Here is an 18,256-nt window from a genome sequence, read left to right on the forward strand (position 1 = left end):
AAGGCGCCTCCTACCCTGGAGGCATGCCTCTGCGCGGAACCCGACCCCCGTCCGTCCTGCTCCGGCGCGTCCTCGCGGTGCCGCGCGCCGTGCGCCGGGCCGATGCCCGCGCCGCCCGGAAGCTCAACGCGCGCCGTCCGGTGCCGCTCGTGGACGGAGCGCTGGTCGGGCTCTCGCGCGCCGCCGATCACGGGGTGCTCTGGTTCGGGCTCGGGGCGCTGCTGCTCCTGGCCGGCCGGCCCCGCGAGGCGGCGCGGGGAGCGGCGTCGCTGGCGGCGGCGAGCGCCGCGGCGAACCTCGTCGGCAAGCAGCTCTTCGGCGGGGTCCGGCCGCTCGTGGTGGATGTGCCGGTGGGGCGGCGGCTCGCCCGCGTGCCCACCTCGCCGAGCTTCCCCTCCGGCCACGCGGCGAGTGCCGCCGCCTTCGCCGCCGGGGTCGCGCTCGAGAACCCGCGGGTGGGACTCGCCGTCGCGCCGCTCGCCGCGGCCGTCGCCTTCTCGCGCCTGCACGTCGGGGTGCACTGGCTCTCCGACGTGGTCGGCGGAGCGGCGCTCGGCGCGGCCGTCGCGGGCCTCGGGAAGGTGCTGGTGCCGGCGCGCCCGCGGCACGTCCCCGTCTCGGAGCGGACGAGCCGGCCGCCGGTCGACGTGCGTCCGCTCGGCGACGGTGCCGGCCTGCTGGTGGTGCTCAACCCGAGCGCCGGGCGCGACTCGCACCGGCCGGATCCGGAGCCGCTCCTCCTGCAGCGCTTTCCCGCGGCGCGGGTGCACCGGCTGGCCGAGGGCGAGGACCTCGGCGACGTGGTGCGCTCGGCGCGCGCCGGCGACGCTCCGCCCGAGGTGCTGGGCGTCTACGGCGGCGACGGGACGATGGCGGTCGGCGCGGGGCTCGCGCGGGCCGAGGGGATGACGCTCCTGGTGCTGCCGGGCGGGACGATGAACCACTTCGCCAAGGCGCTGGGCCTGGTGACGATCCAGGACGCGCTCGACGCGGCGGCGCACGGCGAGCGCCGCGACGTCGATGTGGCCGAGGTGACGGCCGGGGACGCCGAGCCGGTCACGGTGCTGAACACCGTCTCGATCGGGCTGTACCCGGAGTTCGTGGCCGCGCGGGAGAAGCGCGAGAAGGTGATCGGCAAGCCGCTCGCCGCGGTCCTCGCCGCCTTCGAGGTGGTGCGCTCGACCGACCCGTTCGAGCTGCGGCGCGACGGGCGGACGGAGCTGGTCTGGTCGTACTTCGTCGGAGTGAACCGGGAGCACCCGCGCACCGCGACGCCGCTCGCCCGCCGGCGCCTGGACGACGGGCAGCTCGACATCCGCGTGCTGCACTCGGGACGGACGCCCCGGACCCGCGGCGCGGTGTCGCTGGCGCTCGGGCGGGGCGCGACGCCGGTGGTCGGGCGGGTGCCCGGCTGGCGCGCGCCGGTGGTCGAGTCGGCCAGCACCGCGGGCGTCGTGGTCGGCGCGCGGCGACCGGCCGGCGTGGACCCGGAGTGGGCGCACGACGGCGAGAGCGAGGTGTTCGACGGCGAGCCGGACGGGTTCCACGAGGCGAGGGTCCGGATCGTGCCACTGGCGCTGCGGGTCTACTCGGCGGCCGACGACCGCGGGCACGGCGGGGGCGGTGCCGGGAAGTAAAGCCCCCGGCGGATGTCCGCCGATCCGCCTGCGCGCCGGGGAGCGCGTGCCACCCTGGGGAGGGAGCCGGCCGGGCTCTCCTGCAGCCGGCCGCTCCGCCGACTGAAGGAGTCCGCCGTGCGACGCATCCACTACGCCGAGGGGAGCGTCCTCACCGGGGACGACATCGCGGACGCGGTGCTCGAGTACGCCCGGATGCTCGCCTCGACGGCGACCGCGGCCACGGTGGAGATCCCCGTCCGGCGCGGGGGCGGCGTGCTGACGGCCCGGCTGCTGCTCGGACCGTCGAGCCAGATGCTCGTCGAGGACGAGCCCGAGGACGCCGCGGAGATCGTCGACGAGGCGCTGGTCGCGGAGCTGGCCGACCGCGCCCGCCGACTCGGCCGGCCCGTGCCGATGGCGACCGACGACGACCTGGCGATCCCTTTGGACGTCCTCGACTACTGAGCCGAGTCCTGCGCTCCCGAGCGCTCGGCCGCCGGTCGGTCCGTCGCGGTCAGGGCCCGCTCGAGATCGTCGAGCGCGGGCACCTGCCCGGCGGTGATCTCCTCGCGGGCGCGATCGAGCGGCAGCCACTCCGCACGCTCGATCTCCGGGTAGGCGCGGATCACTCCGGAGCCGCGCGGCCACTCGAGCTCGAAGGTGTTGCTGGCGACGAAGGCGATGTCGGCGGCGCACTCGGCGGCGAAGACGGTGACGGTCTTCCCGGAGCGCTGGCGGTAGGCGCCGAGGAGCGCGTAGTCGAGGTCCGGGGCGGCGACGCCGATCTCCTCCTCGAACTCGCGCCGAGCGGCGTCGAGCGGTGCCTCCTCGGGCGTGTGCAGGCCCTTGGGGATCGACCAGGCCCGCGGGCGGCGGGTCCACAGTGGGCCGCCCATCCGGCCGAGGAACACCTCGCGCTCGCCGCCGCGCAGCCGGTGCAGGAGGATCCCCGCGCTCGTGGGTCCCGTCATCGCCGCGCTCCGCTCATCCGCCCATCCTGCCGCCTGCCCGGGCCGCCGTGGAAGGATCGAGGGGCCGACCCGCGATCCGCCCGGAGTGACCCGCATGAGCAGCACCGAGACCAGCCGTACCGAGACCAGCGCCGCCGAGACCGTTCACACCGGAACCGGTGCCGAGGCCGTCGGCGGTGCGCTCGTCCTCCGGAGGCTGCGCGAGGAGCTCGGCGACGCGGTGACGACCGAGGGGCCGGACTTCGAGTCCGCGCACACCGACAAGTCGGGGTGGACCGCCGGCGGACGCGCGCTCGCGCTGGTCCGCGCGCGCTCGGTCGCCGACGTGCAGGCGACGCTCCGGCTCGCCACCGAGCACCGGGTGCCGGTCGTCCCGCGCGGTGCGGGGACGGGGCTCGCCGCGGGGGCCGTCGGGCGCGACGGCGCGATCGTGCTCTCGACGGCGGCCATGGACCGCATCCTGGAGATCTCGCTCGAGGACGAGCTCGCGGTGGTCGAGCCGGGCGTGCTCAATCAGGCGCTGTCCGACGCGGTCGCCGCGGACGGGCTGATCTTCTCGCCCGACCCGGCGAGCAAGGCGATCTCGAGCATCGGCGGCAACATCGCCACCAACGCGGGCGGGCTGCTCTGCGCGAAGTACGGGGTCACCCGCGAGGCGGTGCTCGGTCTGGCCGTCGTGCTGGCCGACGGGCGCCTGGTGCGGACCGGGCGGCGCAGCGTGAAGGGCGTCGCCGGCTACGACCTCACGGCGCTGCTCACCGGCTCGGAGGGGACACTCGGGGTGATCGTCGAGGCGACGGTGAAGCTCCGGCCGATCCCCGCGGGCCGCGTCGTGACGATCGGCGCGTACTTCCCGAGTGTCGTCGCGGCCGCGGCCGCCTCGGCAGCGATCACGGCGGCCCGGCTGCGACCGGCGGTGATGGAGCTGATGGACGAGGGGGCGCTCGCCGCGATCGGCCGCTACACGGGCGCACAGCTCGACCGCGGCGCCGCCTACCTGCTCGTGCAGACGGACGGCGGGGGAGCGGAGGACGAGGCGCGCCGGATCCTCGCGATCGTCACCGGGGCCGGCGGGGACGCCGAGTCGACGGACGACCCGGTGGCGGGCGAGGCGCTGCTCGCGGTGCGGCGGGCCTTCCATCCCGCGCTCGAGGCCGAGGGCGAGGTGCTGATCGAGGACGTCTGCGTGCCGCGCTCGGCGCTGCCCGCGATGTTCGCCGCGATCCGCGGGATCGAGGAGCGCACCGGGCTGAGCATCCCGACCGTGGCCCACGCGGGCGACGGCAACCTGCACCCGAACTTCGTCGTGCCAGCCGGGTCCGACGGGGTCGGCGAGGAGGTCTGGGCGGCGGCGGGCGAGCTGTTCCGCACGGCGCTCGCGCTCGGCGGCACCCTCACCGGGGAGCACGGGGTGGGGCTGCTGAAGCGCCGCTGGCTCGCGGAGGAGCTCGGCGAGGACTCCATGGCGCTGCAGCGCGGGATCAAGGCGGTGTTCGATCCGCTGGGGATCATGAACCCGGGCGCGGTGTACTAAGAGCTTCCGCCCGGATCAGAGGAGCTCCTCCGCGAGCAGCCAGGCCGTCAGCACGATCGTGGCGGCCGACATCAGCCAGTAGAGGATCGTCTCGCGCCAGGAGCCGGCCGAGCCGAGGACGGGGATCGCGGCGTAGCCGCCGGACGTCCAGAGCCGCCTCAGCACGGGCGTGCGGCGCACCCAGCGCGGGGAGCGGATCCGCAGCGGCCAGAGCCAGTTGATCCCCTCGGTGGTGAGGGCGTCGCCGGCGACGTGCACGAGGTAGCCGAGGGTCGCGGCGACCTGCAGCCAGGCCCAGGTGCCGTCGGCGAGGGTGACCAGGAGCACGGTCACGACGAGCGCACCGGCCCAGGCGATCGGCCAGGAGGGCGCCGCCCTGACCGCCTTCGCGGCGAAGGCGATCGCCGGCAGGGTGAGCACGGCGGCCAGCGAGACCGGGCCGACGAGCGGCACGGGGAAGCGCAGGGCGACCAGGAGCGGGATCAGGTACCAGACGACGGCCACGGCGAGCAGGGAGTGCATCCCGTGCCGGTGGCCGCCGCTGATGCGGCCGGCGGTCGCGGTGAGGAGGGACGCGCCGGGTGCCGAGCGCGAGATCGTCGCCCGGGCGTGATCGGCGTCCGGGACGAGTGCCCAGCCGGCGGCGACGCCGAGACCGACGAGCCGCAGGTCGAGCGGCAGGCCGGCGAGGCCGAGCGGCGCGGCGAGGGCCGGGACGGTCGTGACGACGGACCAGGCGAGCGCGCCGGAGACGGCGTGGGAGCGACCCATCACGAGAGTGCCTCCGCGGTGTGGAGATGCGCGGGTGGTGTGGAGATGCGCGGGTGGAGATGCGGAAGGTGGAGGGAGGAGTGTGGTGGGCGATACCGGACTCGAACCGATGACCTCTTCCGTGTGAAGGAAGCGCGCTACCAACTGCGCCAATCGCCCTGACGGCCGTCTTGTGGACGACCCGAGAAACGATCGTAGCGGATCCGCGGCGCTCCGATGCACCGGGAACGGCGCGCCACGCCCGGGTGAACAGCGGGTTGCGGGCCGGTTTCGCGCGGAACGACGCGGGTCCGGCGTCGCGGTGCATGAATCGGGGCGCCGTCGATTTGGAAGTTCGCGCGGCGTTCGGATACAGTCTTCTAGGTCGAGCCGGGCAGCGAAAGCGCCGGGGAGACAGGCAAGACCAGCAATCGGCAGCAAGACAGGAATCCAACACATCATGCGGATGTGGCGCAGTGGTAGCGCATCACCTTGCCAAGGTGAGGGTCGCGAGTTCGAATCTCGTCATCCGCTCGAAGAACCGGCCCTCGGGCCGGTGTTTCACCTGGTAGGCCCCGGGAGCTCACGCTCCGAGGGGCCGCCGACACCGAATCCCGTACACGGTGGATTGGCCGAGAGGCGAGGCAGCGGCCTGCAAAGCCGTATACACGGGTTCGAATCCCGTATCCACCTCGATCGTTCACCGAGCGAGGCGCTCCTCCGGGGGCAGCGGGCGATTGGCGCAGCGGTAGCGCGCTTCCCTGACACGGAAGAGGTCACTGGTTCGATCCCAGTATCGCCCACCACGACGACACCCCCGGCCCCGGCCGGGGGTTCGTGCGTTAACGGACCGGATCGGTCTAGCCTCGCAGGGTGTCAGCCTCGATCGCCGTCGGTCACGGCACCGTCCTCCGCCTGATCGTCCGCGAGGACGGTCCCGCGCTCGCCGAGGCGTACCGCCGCAACCGGCGCCGCCTCGCGCCCTGGGAGCCGCTGCGGTCGGCGCGGTTCTTCGAGGCCGGCGGGCAGACCGACGCGATCGCCGACGCGCTGCACGGGCACCGGTCCGGTGCACTGCTCCCGCTGGTGCTCGAGCGCGGCGACGAGCTCGTCGGGCGGGTGACGCTCTCGAACGTGGTGCGCGGCGCCTTCGACAGCGCGGACCTCGGCTACTGGGTCGACGGCGAGCTGGAGGGCCGCGGGGTGATGACCCGCGCGGTCGGCGCGACCCTCGGCCTCGCCCGCGACGAGCTGCGGCTGCACCGGGTGCAGGCGGGCACGCTGCTGCACAACGTCGGCTCGCAGACGGTGCTCGAGCGCAACGGCTTCGAGCGGATCGGAGTGGCCCGGCGCTACCTGCGGATCGCGGGGGAGTGGCAGGACCACCTGCTCTTCCAGGTGCTGCTCGAGGACGCCGCGACGCCGCCGCTGCTGCCGCCGCAGCCCTCGCCGATGCGGCTCGTCTAGGGTGAGCGCGCCGACGCTCGCTCGGCGCGGGCAGCCGGAGGGACGACGGACGATGAGGCGCACGATCGGCGGACGCGGGTTCGACTTCGAGCGGGAGGTCGCGGTGATGGCGGTCGTGAACCGCACGCCGGACTCCTTCTACGACAAGGGCTCCACCTTCGCGCTCGACCGGGCCGTCGACGCCGCGGTGCGGGCCGCCGAGCAGGGCGCCGACTGGGTCGACATCGGCGGAGTGCCGTTCGGCCGCGGGCCCGCCGTCTCGCTGCAGGAGGAGCTGGACCGGGTGGTGCCGGTGGTCGCGGCCATCCACGGGCGCAGCGACGTGGTGATCTCCGTCGACACGACCCGCGCCGAGGTGGCCCGGGCGAGCATCGCCGAGGGCGCCTCCGTCGTCAATGACACCAGCGGGCTGCACGATCCCGGGATGCTCGCGGTGCTCGCGGGCTCCTCCGCCCAGCTCGTCGTCACCCACAGCGTCGGTGCGCCGCGCAGCGAGCCCACGGCGCCGCAGTACGACGACGTCGTGGCCGAGGTGATCGAGCACCTGCGCGTCCGGGTGGACCGTGCGCGGGCCGCGGGGATCCCCGACGACCGGCTGATCGTCGATCCGGGGCACGACCTCAACAAGAACACGCTGCACACGCTGGAGCTGACGCGGCGGCTGGGGGAGCTGGCGGTGCTCGGGCTGCCGGTGCTCGCGGCGGTGTCGAACAAGGACTTCATCGGCGAGACCCTGGACCGGCCGCAGGGCGAGCGGCTGGAGGGATCGCTGGCGGCGGCGGTGATCTGCATCCTGAACGGCGCGCGGATCGTGCGGATGCACGACGTGCGGCAGGCGGTGGACGCGGTGCGGCTGACGGAGGCGGTGCTCGGCTGGCGGGCGCCGGCGTATCTGCGGCACAACGTCGCGGCCGGCGAGACGGCGGACCGCGCGTGAGCGCGGCGATCGACCGGCTCCGGCCGGCGCCCGCCCAGGACCTCGACGACGAGCAGCTGCTCGCGGCCTACGCGGACGGCGCCGGTGACGCGTGGCTGCGGGTGAACTTCGTCTCGAGTATCGACGGCGCGGTGACCCGCGAGGGGGTCTCGGGGGCGCTGGGCGGGGAGGCGGATCTGCGGGTCTTCGACCTGCTGCGGCGTCTGGCCGACGTGGTGCTCGTCGCGGCGGGCACAGTGCGGACCGAGGGCTACGGGCCGATGGTGCTCGGCGACGAGGCCGCGGCGGCGCGGACGGCGGCGGGGCTGCCTCCGCACCCGGTGTTCGCGATCGTGTCGGGGTCGCTGGACCTCGATCCCGGGTCGCGGATCTTCACGGAGGCGCCGGTGCGGCCGATCGTCGTGACGACCGGGGCGTCGCCGGAGCGGCGGCGCGCGGAGCTGGCGGAGGTGGCCGACGTGCTGGTCTGCGGCGAGGACGCGCTGGACGCGGGACGGATGCGCGCGGCGCTCGTCGAGCGCGGGCTCGGCCGGATCCACTGCGAGGGCGGTCCGGGCCTCCTCGGCACACTGCTGGCCGCGGACGCCGTCGACGAGCTGTGCCTGACGATCAGCCCGTCCCTCGAGTCGGGCGACGCCGGCCGCATCGCCCGCGGCGCTGCGACTCCGCGCGAGATGCGCCTGGCCCACGTGCTGGCTGCCGGCGACACCCTCCTCCTCCGCTACCTGCGCTGACCCCTCCCGCGAGATGCCACTTGTGCACACGACACGCCGAGGATTGCGTGCACAAGTGGCATCTCGCGGGAGGGTGGGGGCATGAGCGGGCCGGATCTGAGCAGGCAGACGTCGATGGTCGGGGTGCGGGTGCCCGAGGTGGCGATCGCGCTCAACGGGGGAGTCGCGCCGGAGCTGGTGTGGCGGAACCAGCTGGACGGGCTGACCTTCCGGGTGCGGGACGGCTACCTGAAGTGGAACCCGCGGGCGAGCGGCGTCGACCTCGGGCGGGAGGCGGTGCGGCTGGAGTGGCTCGCCGGACGGCATCCGGTGCCGCGGATCCTCGAGCGCGGGGAGGACGCCGAGGCGCAGTGGCTGCTGACGGCGCCGCTCGATGGCGCGAGCGCGGTCGCTCCGGCGTGGATCGCGCGGCCGGAGGAGGCGGTGCGGGCGATCGCGGCGGCACTGCGGGCGGTGCACGCGCTGCCGGTGGCCGACGTACCCGCGGCGCTGCGCGGCGACTCGTGGTTCGATCGGCGCCCCGCGGCGCTCGGTGCGGCTCCGGCGCTGGACGAGCCCGTCGTCGTGCACGGGGACGCCTGCGCGCCGAACACTCTGATCGGCAGCGACGGCCGCTGGTGCGCCTCCGTCGACGTGGGCGATCTCGGCGTGGGCGATCGCTGGGCGGATCTCGCGGTCGCGGCGGTCAGCCTCGGCTGGAACTACGGCGAGGGCTGGGGGCCGCTGCTGCTCCGCGAGTACGGGATCGAGCCGGACGAGGAGCGGGCGCAGTACTACCGGGAGCTGTGGCGGCTCGAGTCCTGAACCGAGTGCGACTCGGGAGCTCGGCCATGCTGATCGGGCAGCCCGCTGAGCGGGCGTATCGAGATCCGCCGGCGTCGGATCAGGAGTCCGCGGAGCTGGTGTGCTGAGTGCGGTGGGTCTCGATACGCCCCTGCGGGGCTGCTCGACCGGCATGAGCTCGTGGCGCCACCTGCTGCGGTTGCTCGACCAGCATGTCCGCGGGTGTCTCAGTCTTTCGCGGCCGCCTTCTCGGAGTCCTTCGCGGCCTCGTCGTCCTGCGAGGGGCCCTTCTGGCCGCGGTTCTCGCTGGAGAGGCGCAGCCAGCGGCCGTCGCGCACGTCCTTCTCGTGGACCGCGGCCTTCTTGTCGCTCGCGGCGGTGTCGCGCGGGGGGAGCTGGATGGTCTCCTCCGCCTCGATGCCGGCCTGGAGCTCGCGGCCGCGCTCGAGCTCGGCGTCGAACTCGGCGCCGAAGAGCAGGGCGATGTTGGTGATCCAGATCCAGAGCAGGAAGACGATCACGCCACCGAGCGAGCCGTAGGTCTTGTTGTAGTTGGAGAAGTTGGCGACGTAGAAGGCGAAGCCGACGGAGGCGAGCAGCCAGATGGCGAGGGCGAGGATCGAGCCGACGCTGATCCAGCGGAACTTCGGCTGGCGGATGTTCGGCGCCCAGTAGTAGAGGATCGCGATGGTCAGCACCGCGATGATCACCAGCACCGGCCACTTGGCGATGTTCCAGACCGACAGCGCGGCGGGGCCGAGACCGACGACGTCGCCGACGGCGGTGGCGACCGGGCCGCTCAGCACCAGGATGAGCGCGGCGACGACGATGAGGATCACGGTGACGACGGTGACGCCGAGCATGGTCGGGCGCAGCTTCCAGAACGGGCGGCCCTCGTCGATCTCGTAGACGCGGTTCATCGCGCGGCCGAAGGCGCCGACGTAGCCGGAGGCGGACCAGAGCGCGCCGACGAGACCGGTGACGAAGGCGACGCCGGCGGCCGGCGAGTTGACCAGCGACTGGATCGGGTCGCGCAGCAGGTCGACGACCTCGGCGGAGGCCAGGTTGCCGACCAGGTCGAGCACGGTCTGCGTGGTCGCCTGCGCCTGGCCGAAGAGGCCGAGGACGGAGACGATGGCGAGCAGCGCCGGGAACAGCGCCAGCACGGCGTAGTAGGTGAGGGCGGCGGCGAGGTCGGTGCACTGGTCGGCGCCGAACTCGCGTCCGGTCTTCTTCAGGACGTAGAACCAGGAGCGCTTGGTGATGTCGGTGACGTCGTCCGGCTTGCGCGCGTCGTCGGGCTCGGGCGCGGTCTTCTCGCGGGTCGTGCTCTTCTCGGCCATGCCGCCACGCTATTGCCCCGCGCGGGAGAACGGTGGCCCCTTGACGCCGCGCCGCCCGATCCGGGAGGGGAGCGCTCTCAGACAGCGCCGTCGACCGGGTGGCCGCGGGCCGTGCTCCCGCGACGGCGCCTCAGCCGGTGCCTCAGACGCTGCGGCCCTGACGGCTCGCGGCGAGGATCCCGAAGGCCAGGAAGGAGCAGGTCGCGGTGAGCACGATCAGCAGCGGGGCGTCCCAGCCGCCGCTGAGGTCGTGCGCGAGGCCGACCACGGTCGGGGCGGTGGCCGCGACGGCGTAGCCGAGGCCCTGCACGGTGGCGGAGAGCCGCGAGGCGTGCCGGTCGGAGCGGGAGAGGCGCACGAGCAGGACGAAGACGACGGTGATGCCGCCGCCCTGCGCCGCGCCGCCGAGCAGGCACCAGAGCGCCCAGAGCTGCGGGGCGAGCAGCAGGCCGAGCGGGACGGTGCACCAGAGCACGCCGATCAGGACGATGCTGCCGAGCGGGCGGAGCCGGCGCACCACCAGCGGGACGCCGATCGCGCCGATGATCGCGGCGATCTGGAAGACGGAGGAGCTCGCTCCGGCCGCCTCGATCGAGAAGCCGTTGCGGTCGACCAGGAGCGAGGGCAGCCAGGCGGTGACGCCGTAGTAGGAGAAGGCCTGGCTGGCGAAGCAGACCGCGAGCGCGAGCACGGTGGCGCTGCGCCAGATCCGGGGCGCCGGCTCCTGCGGTCCGCGCGCGGCCGGCGGGCGCGGGGCGGGGCGGAGGGCCCGGGCGGGTCCGCGGGCGAGCAGCCAGCCGGCGACGGCCAGGACGTTGAGCACCAGCCAGGCGAGCAGGGCACCGCGCCAGCCGAGGACGAGGGCGAGCGGCGCGGTGCCGAGCGAGGTGATGGTCGAGCCGATGTTGAGCGCGGCGGTGTAGACGCCGGTCGTGAGGTCGACGCGCTCGGGTGCGACGTCGCGGCGGATGACGACGGGGACCACGACGTTGCCGATGGTGATGAAGACGCCGATGAGGATCGTGCCGGCGACGACGGAGACCACGTCGCCGGCCGAGCGCAGGATCGTGCCGAGGGCGACGCCGAGCACGGTGACGGTCACCGCGGCGTCCGGCCCGACCCGGCGGATCACGAGCAGGGCCAGCGGCGTGGCCAGGGCGAAGCAGAGCACCGGGATGCTGGTGAGGACGCCCGCCTGGCCGGAGGAGAGCGCGAGGTCGTCGCGGATCGCGTCGATGACGGGAGCCACGGCCACGATCGGGCCGCGGAGGACCAGCGCGACCAGGGCCACGGCGACGACGAAGAGCCAGGGGGCGCTCCGCCTCGTCACGCCTGTCAGCTGGAGAGCCCGGCGGCGCGTGCCAGGAAGGACAGCACTCCGAAGACGACGCCGATGACACCGGTGATCAGGCCCGCGGTGGCGAAGCCGCGGCCGCCGAGCTGCGCGGAGGCGGCCCGGCCGCGGACGCCGAAGACGATCGCGAGGATCGACGGGACGAGCAGCGGGTTGATCAGGATGCTGGCGATGCCGAGGACGAGGCTCGCGATCGCGAGGGAGTTGCGGCGTGCGGGGGCGGCGCCGTAGCCGGCGGCCGGGCCGTAGCCGGGGGCCGGTCCGGAGCCCGGGGCGACCGGGTACTGCGGGGCGGCTCCGTAGCCGGGGGCGGCCCCGTACCCGGGCGCGGCTCCGTAGCCGGGGGTGGCGGGCTGCTCGGGCTCGGGCGTCCCGTAGGCGGGAGCGGGCGGCACGGCGGGGCGCGAGCGATCCGTCCAGGCCGCTCCGTCCCAGTAGAGCTCGGCACCGAGGTCGGCGGGGTGCGGGTACCAGCCGGGCGCGGGAAGAGGGGCGGAGTCGTCGGGCATGCGCTGATTCTAGGACGGCGGCGCGGAGCAGTGCGGCCGGGCGGCGGGACCGGGAGCGCCGTCCCGCCCGGTCGCCGCCGGGTGCGGGACCGCGGCGCAGGGCAGGATGGACCCGTCGAGCGGGCTCGCCGCGCGGTCGCCGGAGGAGGAGCCATGGGCTGGAGCATCGTCGAGGTCGAGTGGGCGGACCCCCGGGCCGAGAGCCTGCGGTCGGCGCAGCGGGTCGAGCTGGACGAGCGCTACGGCTCGGACGACCACGAGCCGGGGACGCCGCCGTCCGCCGAGGACGTGCCGGTGTTCCTCGTCGCCGTCGACGAGGGCGGCGCCGCCATGGCCTGCGGCGGGCTGCGCCCGCTGCCGGACTCGGTGCTCGGGCCGGACGTCGTCGAGGTGAAGCGGATGTTCGTCGACCGGTCCGCCCGCGGCTCCGGAGTCGCCGCGGCCGTGCTCGCCGCGCTGGAGGACAGGGCCCGCGAGCGCGGGGCGGTCCGCCTGGTGCTGGAGACGGGCACGCTGCAGCCGGACGCGATCCGGTTCTACACCCGGCAGGGCTACGCGCCGATCCCGCTGTTCGGCTCCTACCTCGGCTCGGAGCACTCGGTCTGCTTCGGGCGCTCGCTGCGGCCGGCGCGCGTCGAGGCGTCGGCGGACGTCGATCCGCGCGCCGAGGTCGGCGACGGGACGCTGGTCTGGCACCTGGCCCAGGTGCGCGAGCGGGCCCGGGTGGGCCGGGACTGCGTGATCGGCCGGGGCGCCTACCTCGGCCCCGGCGTCGTGGTCGGCGACCGCTGCAAGATCCAGAACCACGCGCTCGTCTACGAGCCGGCCGTGCTCGGCGACGGGGTGTTCGTCGGCCCCGCCGTGGTGTTCACGAACGACCTGCGGCCCCGCGCCGTCACTCCGGACGGGGCGCTGAAGTCGGCGGACGACTGGCACGCCGTCGGGGTCGTGGTGGAGGAGGGCGCGGCGATCGGCGCCCGGGCCGTCTGCGTCGCTCCGGTGCGCATCGGTGCCTGGGCGATGGTCGCGGCCGGCGCCGTGGTGGCAGCCGACGTGCCGCCCTTCGCCCTCGTGGTCGGCGTGCCCGCCCGGCGGGTCGGCTGGGTCGGGCGGGCCGGTGCGCGACTCGAGGCGGCCGGAGACGGTGCGGACGGCGCTCTCTGGCGCTGCCCGGAGACCGGCGAGGAGTACGTCGAGCGCGACGGGGTGCTGAGCCGGGTCTGAGGTCCGCGCCTGCCCCGCACCGGGCCCGGCCCGCACGGCGTCCGGCGCCGCGGCCCGCTCAGCTGCGGTGCGGGGTGAGCCCGCTCCGCTCGGGGACGGGGTCGCGGTGCCGGACCAGGGCGGGCGGGGTGCTGTGCCCGGCGTGCGGGGCGGCGCGGAAGGCGGGCGGGGCGTCGTGCGCGGAGGTCGTCGCGCTCGGCGCGGCGATCGGGAGGCGCGGAGACGGTGCCGCCGCCGTCGAGGTGCCGGCCGCGGCGCCCCGTCGTCCGGCGCGCCGGCCGTCGACGGCGCGGGCGATCGAGATCGCGCCGAAGAGCAGCACCACGCCGCCGACGGCGACCATGATCACCGCACGGAGCCGGTCCGAGATCTGCTCGACGGCCTTGCCGGGCGTCTGCACCTCGAGCGCGGTGAAGAGGTAGCGGTCGTCCGCGCCGTTGATCGTCTGCATGCTGCGCAGCGTGTCGACGAGCCGGTCGCCGAGCGCCGTCGTCGTGGCGAGCGAGCCGTCGGCCGTCGGTGCGTCGGCGGTCACGCTCAGCAGCAGCCCCTGGCCGGCCCAGGCCGAGCGCTCGACCGCGAACTGGGTGCTGAGACCCTGCGCGGCGAGCGCGTCCGCGGTGTCGTCGCTGTTCATCACGGTGACGAGCACCTGGGCGGCGAGCGAGTTGTCCGAGGAGCGCAGGTACGGGTTGTCGGAGTTCAGCGCGGCGAGGGCCGGGTCGGCCTCCAGCTCCGCGGTGGAGGGCAGCTTCGGATTGACCAGCGCGTAGGTCGCGGTCGAGGCGTAGGTGCGCGGTGAGAGGACGAGGACGTAGGCCATCGCGGCGACGGTGAGCACGAGGACGACGCCGGCGAGGAGCCGGTGGCGCCAGAGGGTGCGGAGAACGGAGACGGGGTCCATCAGGACAGCCTTTCTGGGACGTGATCGATCGCGCCGCGGGCGGGGACGGAGGCGTCCGTGCTCAGGGCGGAGGGGAGTCCGAGCTCGGCGCGGACCAGGAGCCAGCAGCTCCCGGACAGGCCGAGCACGAACGGGTACAGCAGGGCGAACACCGGGAAGCCCAGTGAGTCGAAGGTGGCGGAGGCGACCGCGGCGACCGTCGCGGAGGCGGCGACGCTCCCGGTCAGGGCGCGCAGGCGCGGGTCCCGGGCGAACTGGGCGGCGATCAGCCCGAAGAGGGCCGGGACGCCGAAGTAGGCGAGCACCGCGACGGCGCCGAGGAGGCCGAGCGTGATGGCGGCGCCGAGGTACTGGTTGTCGAGGATGAGCAGGGCGCTGTCCGGGAGGTAGGTGCCCGGGCCGGTGCCCAGCAGGGGCTGGTGCGCGACGAGGGCCGCCACGCGCGGGTAGTTGTCGAGGCGGTTGGTGATCGAGGAGTCGCTGGTGCCCGCGCCGATCGAGCCGGTGAGAGTGCCGAGCAGACCCGGCGTGGTCACGAAGAACGCCGCGACGGCGACGGGCGCGATCACGTAGCCCCACCTCCGCGCGTACGCGGGCAGGAAGACCGCGCAGACGACTGCGCCCACCACCAGGGAGAGCACCCCCGACCGCGAGACCGTCAGCGCCAGGGCGACGACCAGCAGCACGCAGGAGGCGGCGCGGAGGAACCGCGGAGACGTCCGGTCGTACAGCAGCCGCCAGACGGCGAGCGGCAGGAGCATCGCCGAGACGACCGCGAGCTCGATCGGGTGGAAGGTGGTGCCCGCCACCCGGGTGAGCCCGTCCCGGTCCTGGAACGGCGTGCTGCCGCCGTTGTCGACGAAGCCGACCATGACGCTCCGGATCCACTCGACCGGGTCGACGTGGGTGGTGAACTGGATGATCGCCACGATCGCGCAGAACGACGCCGCGTTCACGAGCGAGCCGAGCAGCACCCGCGCGTCCTCGAGGGTGCGCACGCTCTGGGTGGTGACCAGGGCGATCCCGGCGGATGCGAGCAGCAGCAGCAGCCAGCGGTCGGCGCTGAGCTGCCCCTCGCCGGTGCGCGGGATGGTGTCGTTGACGGCGTAGCGGACGTAGGACGCGATGCTCACGAGCAGCAGCAGGGTGAGCGCGGCCCGCCCCGGGTGGCGCATCGGGATCGGGTCGTGCAGCCCCAGCAGGGCCGACGCCGCCCACGCGCCGGTGAGCAGCAGCGCGAGCACCATCGCGACCGAGCCGGACGCGCCCAGGGGAGCGAGCACCTGATCCGCGGGGAAGAGGAACAGCGCGTAGGCGACCAGGCGCAGCAGCGTCGGTGGTCCGGTCCGCTCGATCATGACGGCCACGGCTCAGGCCCCCGACTGCGCGGAGGAGGCCCGGCGGGTGGTCTCGTCGCGGGTCCAGCCCGCCGCCTGCCGCTCCGGCAGCCGGCTGGCGAGGGCGAAGCAGAGGTAGACGGCGGCGTCGGCGAGCTCGAGCGGACCCCGGGCGGCCCGCAGCACCTGCACGGCCGTGCGGGACGAGCGGCGCTCGCCGCCGGGGGTCGCCGCCGCCAGCTGCGCGCTGCCGCGCTGGGTGCGGCGCAGGACGCCGAGCAGGCTGGTCGCGCTCCGGGGCACCTGCACCACCGCGGGGGCGGTGGCGACGACGGCGCGCTCGGCGACGGAGAACCGGCCGTCGACGAACTCGTCGTCGGCGATCAGCGCGGGGAATGTCCCGATCCGCTCGTGTCCCGGGCCGCTGACGGCGTAGCCGCCGGCCCCCCAGAGCGCGGTGTGCAGCGAGGCCGTGCGCGAGCGGGCGCGGTAGTAGGCGCGGACCAGCGGGTCGGCTCCGGTCGCGTCGTAGACCGCCGTCGGCCGGGCGGCGAGCAGCCCGCCGCGGGTGACCGCGTCGAAGACGTTCCAGACCGCGTCCGCCGTGACGCCGACGTCCGCGTCGAGGTAGAGGCGCGGCCAGGTGGCGGCCACCGCGTCGCCCGCGTTCAGGGCCGCGGTCTTGGACGCCTCGGCGATCTCGACCACGGTGACGCCGGCGAAGCCGCGCGCGATCTCGGCGGTGGCGTCGGTGCAGGCGTTGCAGACGACGATCACCTCCAGGGCTCCGCTCGCAGCGGCGGCGGCCAGCGGCGCCAGGGTGCGGGCGATCACCGCCTCCTCGTCGTGCGCGGGGACGACGACCGAGCCGCTCGGGTGCGGTGCGGCGAGCGGGCGGGCGAGCGCGCCGGAGGGGAGCGAGGCGAGCCGGGCGCCGACCGCGAGCGCGAGGGCCGCGTGCCGGTGCTCGCGGCCTCGGGCGCCGGGGAGGGCGCTGCGGGCCGACTCCGCCGCCAGCACGACGAGGCGGAAGGTGCTCGAGTACAGCGCGCCGTGGAACTTCTGCACGTAGCGCACCCGGTTCACGGCGAGCAGCGCGGCGAGGGCGGTGGAGGAACCGGAGCCGCCGCCGTCGTGCACGACCTGCGCGGCGGGCTCGAACCAGGCCTCGGCGCCGAGGTCGCGGGCGCGGCGGAAGTAGTCCGTCTCCTCGGAGTAGAGGAAGAACCGCTCGTCCCAGTCGCCGAGGCGGGCGGCGACCAGCGCGTCGATCAGCATCGCGGCGCCGGTGGCCCAGTCGATCCGGTGGGCGTGCCGGTAGCTCTCCGGGTCGCTGTCGGTCTCGCTGGAGAACGCGGGGCGGTCGAGGACCTTGTCGCCGAGCATTGCGTCGCCGAGGGCGCGCAGCCGGGTCGGCTCGCGGCGGAGCGAGCGCGACGGGGCGCCCGCGGCGTCGAGCAGGAGCGGCACCACGATGCCCGCGGAGGAGGAGTCCATCCGCGCCAGCAGCGTCGAGACGGCGCCGGGCAGCACGACCAGATCGGGGTTCAGCACCAGCAGCGCACCCGCGTCGCCCGCGTGCCGCCGGGCGATGTTGATCGCGGCGGCGTAGCCGACGTTGGCCCCCGCGTCGACGGCGACGACGTCGGAGTGCGCCGAGGCGAGGGCGAGCGAGCCGTCGTCGGAGGCGTTGTCGACGACGACCACGCGGATCCGGACGCCGGTCGCGGCCTCCGCGCGCAGGCTCGTCAGCAGGCGCTCCATCGTCGCGGCCGAGCGGTAGCTGACGACGAGGGCGGCGACGTCGGCGCGCTCGCCGGCTCCGACGAAGCGGGCGCTTCCGCCGGGCAGGACCACGGGCAGCACGGGGGACGGCGCGGCGGGCTGCGCGGCCCTGCCGAGCACGGGGCCGCGCTGCGGGGTGGTCGAGCTGTGCCGGCGCAGGCTCGCGTAGGCGAGCGGCCCCTCGACGAGATAGCGGCGCGCGAGGCGGCGCGGCTCGAGGGCGAGGCGCCAGAGCCACTCCACGCCGCGGTCGGCGACCCACTGCGGCGCTCGGCGGACGGAGCCGCCGAGGAAGTCGACGGCCGCGCCGAAGGCCAGCAGCACGTGCGCGCCGGTGCGCGGGCCGTGCTCGTCGATCCAGAGCTCCTGGCGGGGCTTGCCGAGTCCGACGATGAGCAGGTCGACCCGCGCGCCGCGGATCGACTCGACCAGCGCGGCGTTGGCGGCGGGGTCGGCGAGCTCGGCCCGGGAGGGCGACCAGAGCCCGGCCATCACCAGGTCGGGCCGCTCCTCGGACAGGCGGGCGCGCAACCGCGACTGCGCGACCTCGGAGCCGCCGAGCACGCCGACGCGCACGCCGTCGGTCGCGGCGCGGTCCAGCAGCGGCCCGATCAGGTCGCTGCCGGCCAGGCGCGGCCAGGAGACGCCGGTGAGGCGCTCGGCCTGCTTGGCGATCGGGCTGCCGTCGATGAGCGAGAGCCACTCGACCGGGCGGGCCGGGACGTCCAGCGGCGCGTCGGTCCACTCGGTCTCGCCCTCGGCCACGGGGACCAGGACGAGGGTCGGCGCCTCGGCGACCGGCAGGGCGCGACGCTCGAGCACGTGCTGCCAGCGTCCGCCGTGGCCGAAGTGGTTGACGTGGTCGACGTTCACGGAGAGGACGCCCAGCGGCGCGTCGTGCAGGGCGGCGGCGCGGTCCGCGATGGTGCGGACCGCCTCCTCGTGCCGGGCGAGATCGACGGGGCTGCCGCCGAGGACGACCCGGCGGTGGGTTTCGAGGGTCAT

General features: G+C 75.1%; 16 protein-coding genes, 4 tRNA genes and 1 pseudogene. 12 read left to right on the forward strand and 9 right to left on the reverse strand.

Annotated elements, in window-relative coordinates; genetic code table 11:
• Window positions 1–23 precede the first annotated feature (23 nt).
• Window positions 24–1,637 (forward strand): bifunctional phosphatase PAP2/diacylglycerol kinase family protein, encoded by a 1,614-nt coding sequence (locus MT355_RS13350; protein WP_243599907.1) that lies wholly within the window; start codon window positions 24–26, stop codon window positions 1,635–1,637.
• A 117-nt stretch (window positions 1,638–1,754) separates the two neighbouring features.
• The gene (locus MT355_RS13355) at window positions 1,755–2,084 is read left to right on the forward strand and encodes a hypothetical protein (protein WP_123735875.1); all 330 of its coding nucleotides are present in this window, start codon (window positions 1,755–1,757) and stop codon (window positions 2,082–2,084) included.
• On the opposite strand, the gene MT355_RS13360 is transcribed toward MT355_RS13355, so the two are convergent.
• The gene (locus MT355_RS13360; protein ID WP_243599908.1) at window positions 2,078–2,590 is read right to left on the reverse strand and encodes an NUDIX domain-containing protein; all 513 of its coding nucleotides are present in this window, start codon (window positions 2,588–2,590) and stop codon (window positions 2,078–2,080) included. The genes MT355_RS13355 and MT355_RS13360 overlap by 7 nt on opposite strands.
• A 94-nt stretch (window positions 2,591–2,684) precedes the next feature.
• On the opposite strand from MT355_RS13360, the gene MT355_RS13365 reads away from it, so the two are divergent.
• The gene (locus MT355_RS13365) at window positions 2,685–4,124 is read left to right on the forward strand and encodes an FAD-binding oxidoreductase (RefSeq protein WP_243599909.1); all 1,440 of its coding nucleotides are present in this window, start codon (window positions 2,685–2,687) and stop codon (window positions 4,122–4,124) included.
• A 15-nt stretch (window positions 4,125–4,139) separates the two neighbouring features.
• Here the strand turns inward: MT355_RS13365 and MT355_RS13370 are convergent, their stop codons facing one another.
• Window positions 4,140–4,895 carry a metal-dependent hydrolase gene (locus tag MT355_RS13370; RefSeq protein WP_127886939.1) on the reverse strand — a complete coding sequence of 252 codons (756 nt, stop codon included), beginning with the start codon at window positions 4,893–4,895 and terminating at the stop codon, window positions 4,140–4,142.
• 83 nt (window positions 4,896–4,978) lie between these two features.
• A tRNA-Val gene (locus MT355_RS13375) sits at window positions 4,979–5,054 on the reverse strand.
• A gap of 282 nt (window positions 5,055–5,336) precedes the next feature.
• On the opposite strand from MT355_RS13375, the gene MT355_RS13380 reads away from it, so the two are divergent.
• The 7 genes from MT355_RS13380 to MT355_RS13410 all read left to right on the forward strand — a co-directional run bounded on the left by MT355_RS13380 (window position 5,337) and on the right by MT355_RS13410 (window position 8,816).
• Window positions 5,337–5,408, forward strand: a tRNA-Gly gene (locus MT355_RS13380).
• Window positions 5,409–5,496: 88 nt separating this feature from the next.
• Window positions 5,497–5,567 (forward strand) — tRNA-Cys (locus tag MT355_RS13385).
• A 38-nt stretch (window positions 5,568–5,605) separates the two neighbouring features.
• Window positions 5,606–5,680 (forward strand) — tRNA-Val (locus MT355_RS13390).
• Between the two features lie 67 nt (window positions 5,681–5,747).
• On the forward strand, window positions 5,748–6,341 hold the full coding sequence (locus tag MT355_RS13395) for a GNAT family N-acetyltransferase (RefSeq protein ID WP_243599910.1): 594 nt from the start codon (window positions 5,748–5,750) through the stop codon (window positions 6,339–6,341).
• Between the two features lie 52 nt (window positions 6,342–6,393).
• Window positions 6,394–7,278 carry a dihydropteroate synthase gene (folP, locus tag MT355_RS13400; protein ID WP_243599911.1) on the forward strand — a complete coding sequence of 295 codons (885 nt, stop codon included), beginning with the start codon at window positions 6,394–6,396 and terminating at the stop codon, window positions 7,276–7,278.
• Window positions 7,275–8,012: a pyrimidine reductase family protein gene (locus MT355_RS13405; RefSeq protein ID WP_243599912.1), complete on the forward strand. Its 738-nt coding sequence runs from the start codon at window positions 7,275–7,277 to the stop codon at window positions 8,010–8,012. Before folP ends, MT355_RS13405 begins: the two co-directional genes overlap by 4 nt.
• Window positions 8,013–8,093: 81 nt before the next feature.
• Window positions 8,094–8,816 (forward strand): phosphotransferase, encoded by a 723-nt coding sequence (locus tag MT355_RS13410; RefSeq protein WP_243599913.1) that lies wholly within the window; start codon window positions 8,094–8,096, stop codon window positions 8,814–8,816.
• Between the two features lie 206 nt (window positions 8,817–9,022).
• Here the strand turns inward: MT355_RS13410 and MT355_RS13415 are convergent, their stop codons facing one another.
• The 3 genes from MT355_RS13415 to MT355_RS13425 form a co-directional block, all read right to left on the reverse strand.
• Window positions 9,023–10,138: a YihY/virulence factor BrkB family protein gene (locus tag MT355_RS13415; RefSeq protein WP_123735867.1), complete on the reverse strand. Its 1,116-nt coding sequence runs from the start codon at window positions 10,136–10,138 to the stop codon at window positions 9,023–9,025.
• A 142-nt stretch (window positions 10,139–10,280) separates the two neighbouring features.
• Window positions 10,281–11,468 (reverse strand): CynX/NimT family MFS transporter, encoded by a 1,188-nt coding sequence (locus MT355_RS13420; RefSeq protein WP_243599914.1) that lies wholly within the window; start codon window positions 11,466–11,468, stop codon window positions 10,281–10,283.
• A 5-nt stretch (window positions 11,469–11,473) separates the two neighbouring features.
• A complete protein-coding gene (locus MT355_RS13425) occupies window positions 11,474–12,001 on the reverse strand; it encodes a DUF4190 domain-containing protein (protein ID WP_127886932.1) in 528 nt (175 codons plus the stop codon).
• Window positions 12,002–12,154: 153 nt separating this feature from the next.
• Between MT355_RS13425 and MT355_RS21315 the strand changes: the two are divergent.
• Window positions 12,155–12,547, forward strand: a pseudogene (locus tag MT355_RS21315) (GNAT family N-acetyltransferase); the annotation flags it as partial.
• A 72-nt stretch (window positions 12,548–12,619) separates the two neighbouring features.
• Window positions 12,620–13,225 carry an acyltransferase gene (locus MT355_RS13435; protein WP_243600277.1) on the forward strand — a complete coding sequence of 202 codons (606 nt, stop codon included), beginning with the start codon at window positions 12,620–12,622 and terminating at the stop codon, window positions 13,223–13,225.
• A 58-nt stretch (window positions 13,226–13,283) separates the two neighbouring features.
• On the opposite strand, the gene MT355_RS13440 is transcribed toward MT355_RS13435, so the two are convergent.
• The 3 genes from MT355_RS13440 to MT355_RS13450 are packed head-to-tail and all read right to left on the reverse strand — an operon-like array spanning window position 13,284 to window position 18,256.
• Window positions 13,284–14,129: a chain-length determining protein gene (locus tag MT355_RS13440; protein ID WP_243599915.1), complete on the reverse strand. Its 846-nt coding sequence runs from the start codon at window positions 14,127–14,129 to the stop codon at window positions 13,284–13,286.
• Entirely contained in the window at window positions 14,129–15,487 is a 1,359-nt protein-coding gene (locus MT355_RS13445) for an O-antigen ligase (RefSeq protein ID WP_243599916.1), read from the reverse strand. The genes MT355_RS13440 and MT355_RS13445 overlap by 1 nt, the downstream gene beginning before the upstream one ends.
• Window positions 15,488–15,499: 12 nt before the next feature.
• Window positions 15,500–18,256: a WecB/TagA/CpsF family glycosyltransferase gene (locus tag MT355_RS13450; RefSeq protein ID WP_243599917.1), complete on the reverse strand. Its 2,757-nt coding sequence runs from the start codon at window positions 18,254–18,256 to the stop codon at window positions 15,500–15,502.

Source organism: Rathayibacter sp. VKM Ac-2929, from assembly GCF_022815495.1.
In the GTDB taxonomy this organism is placed as follows: Bacteria; Actinomycetota; Actinomycetes; order Actinomycetales; family Microbacteriaceae; genus Rathayibacter; species Rathayibacter festucae.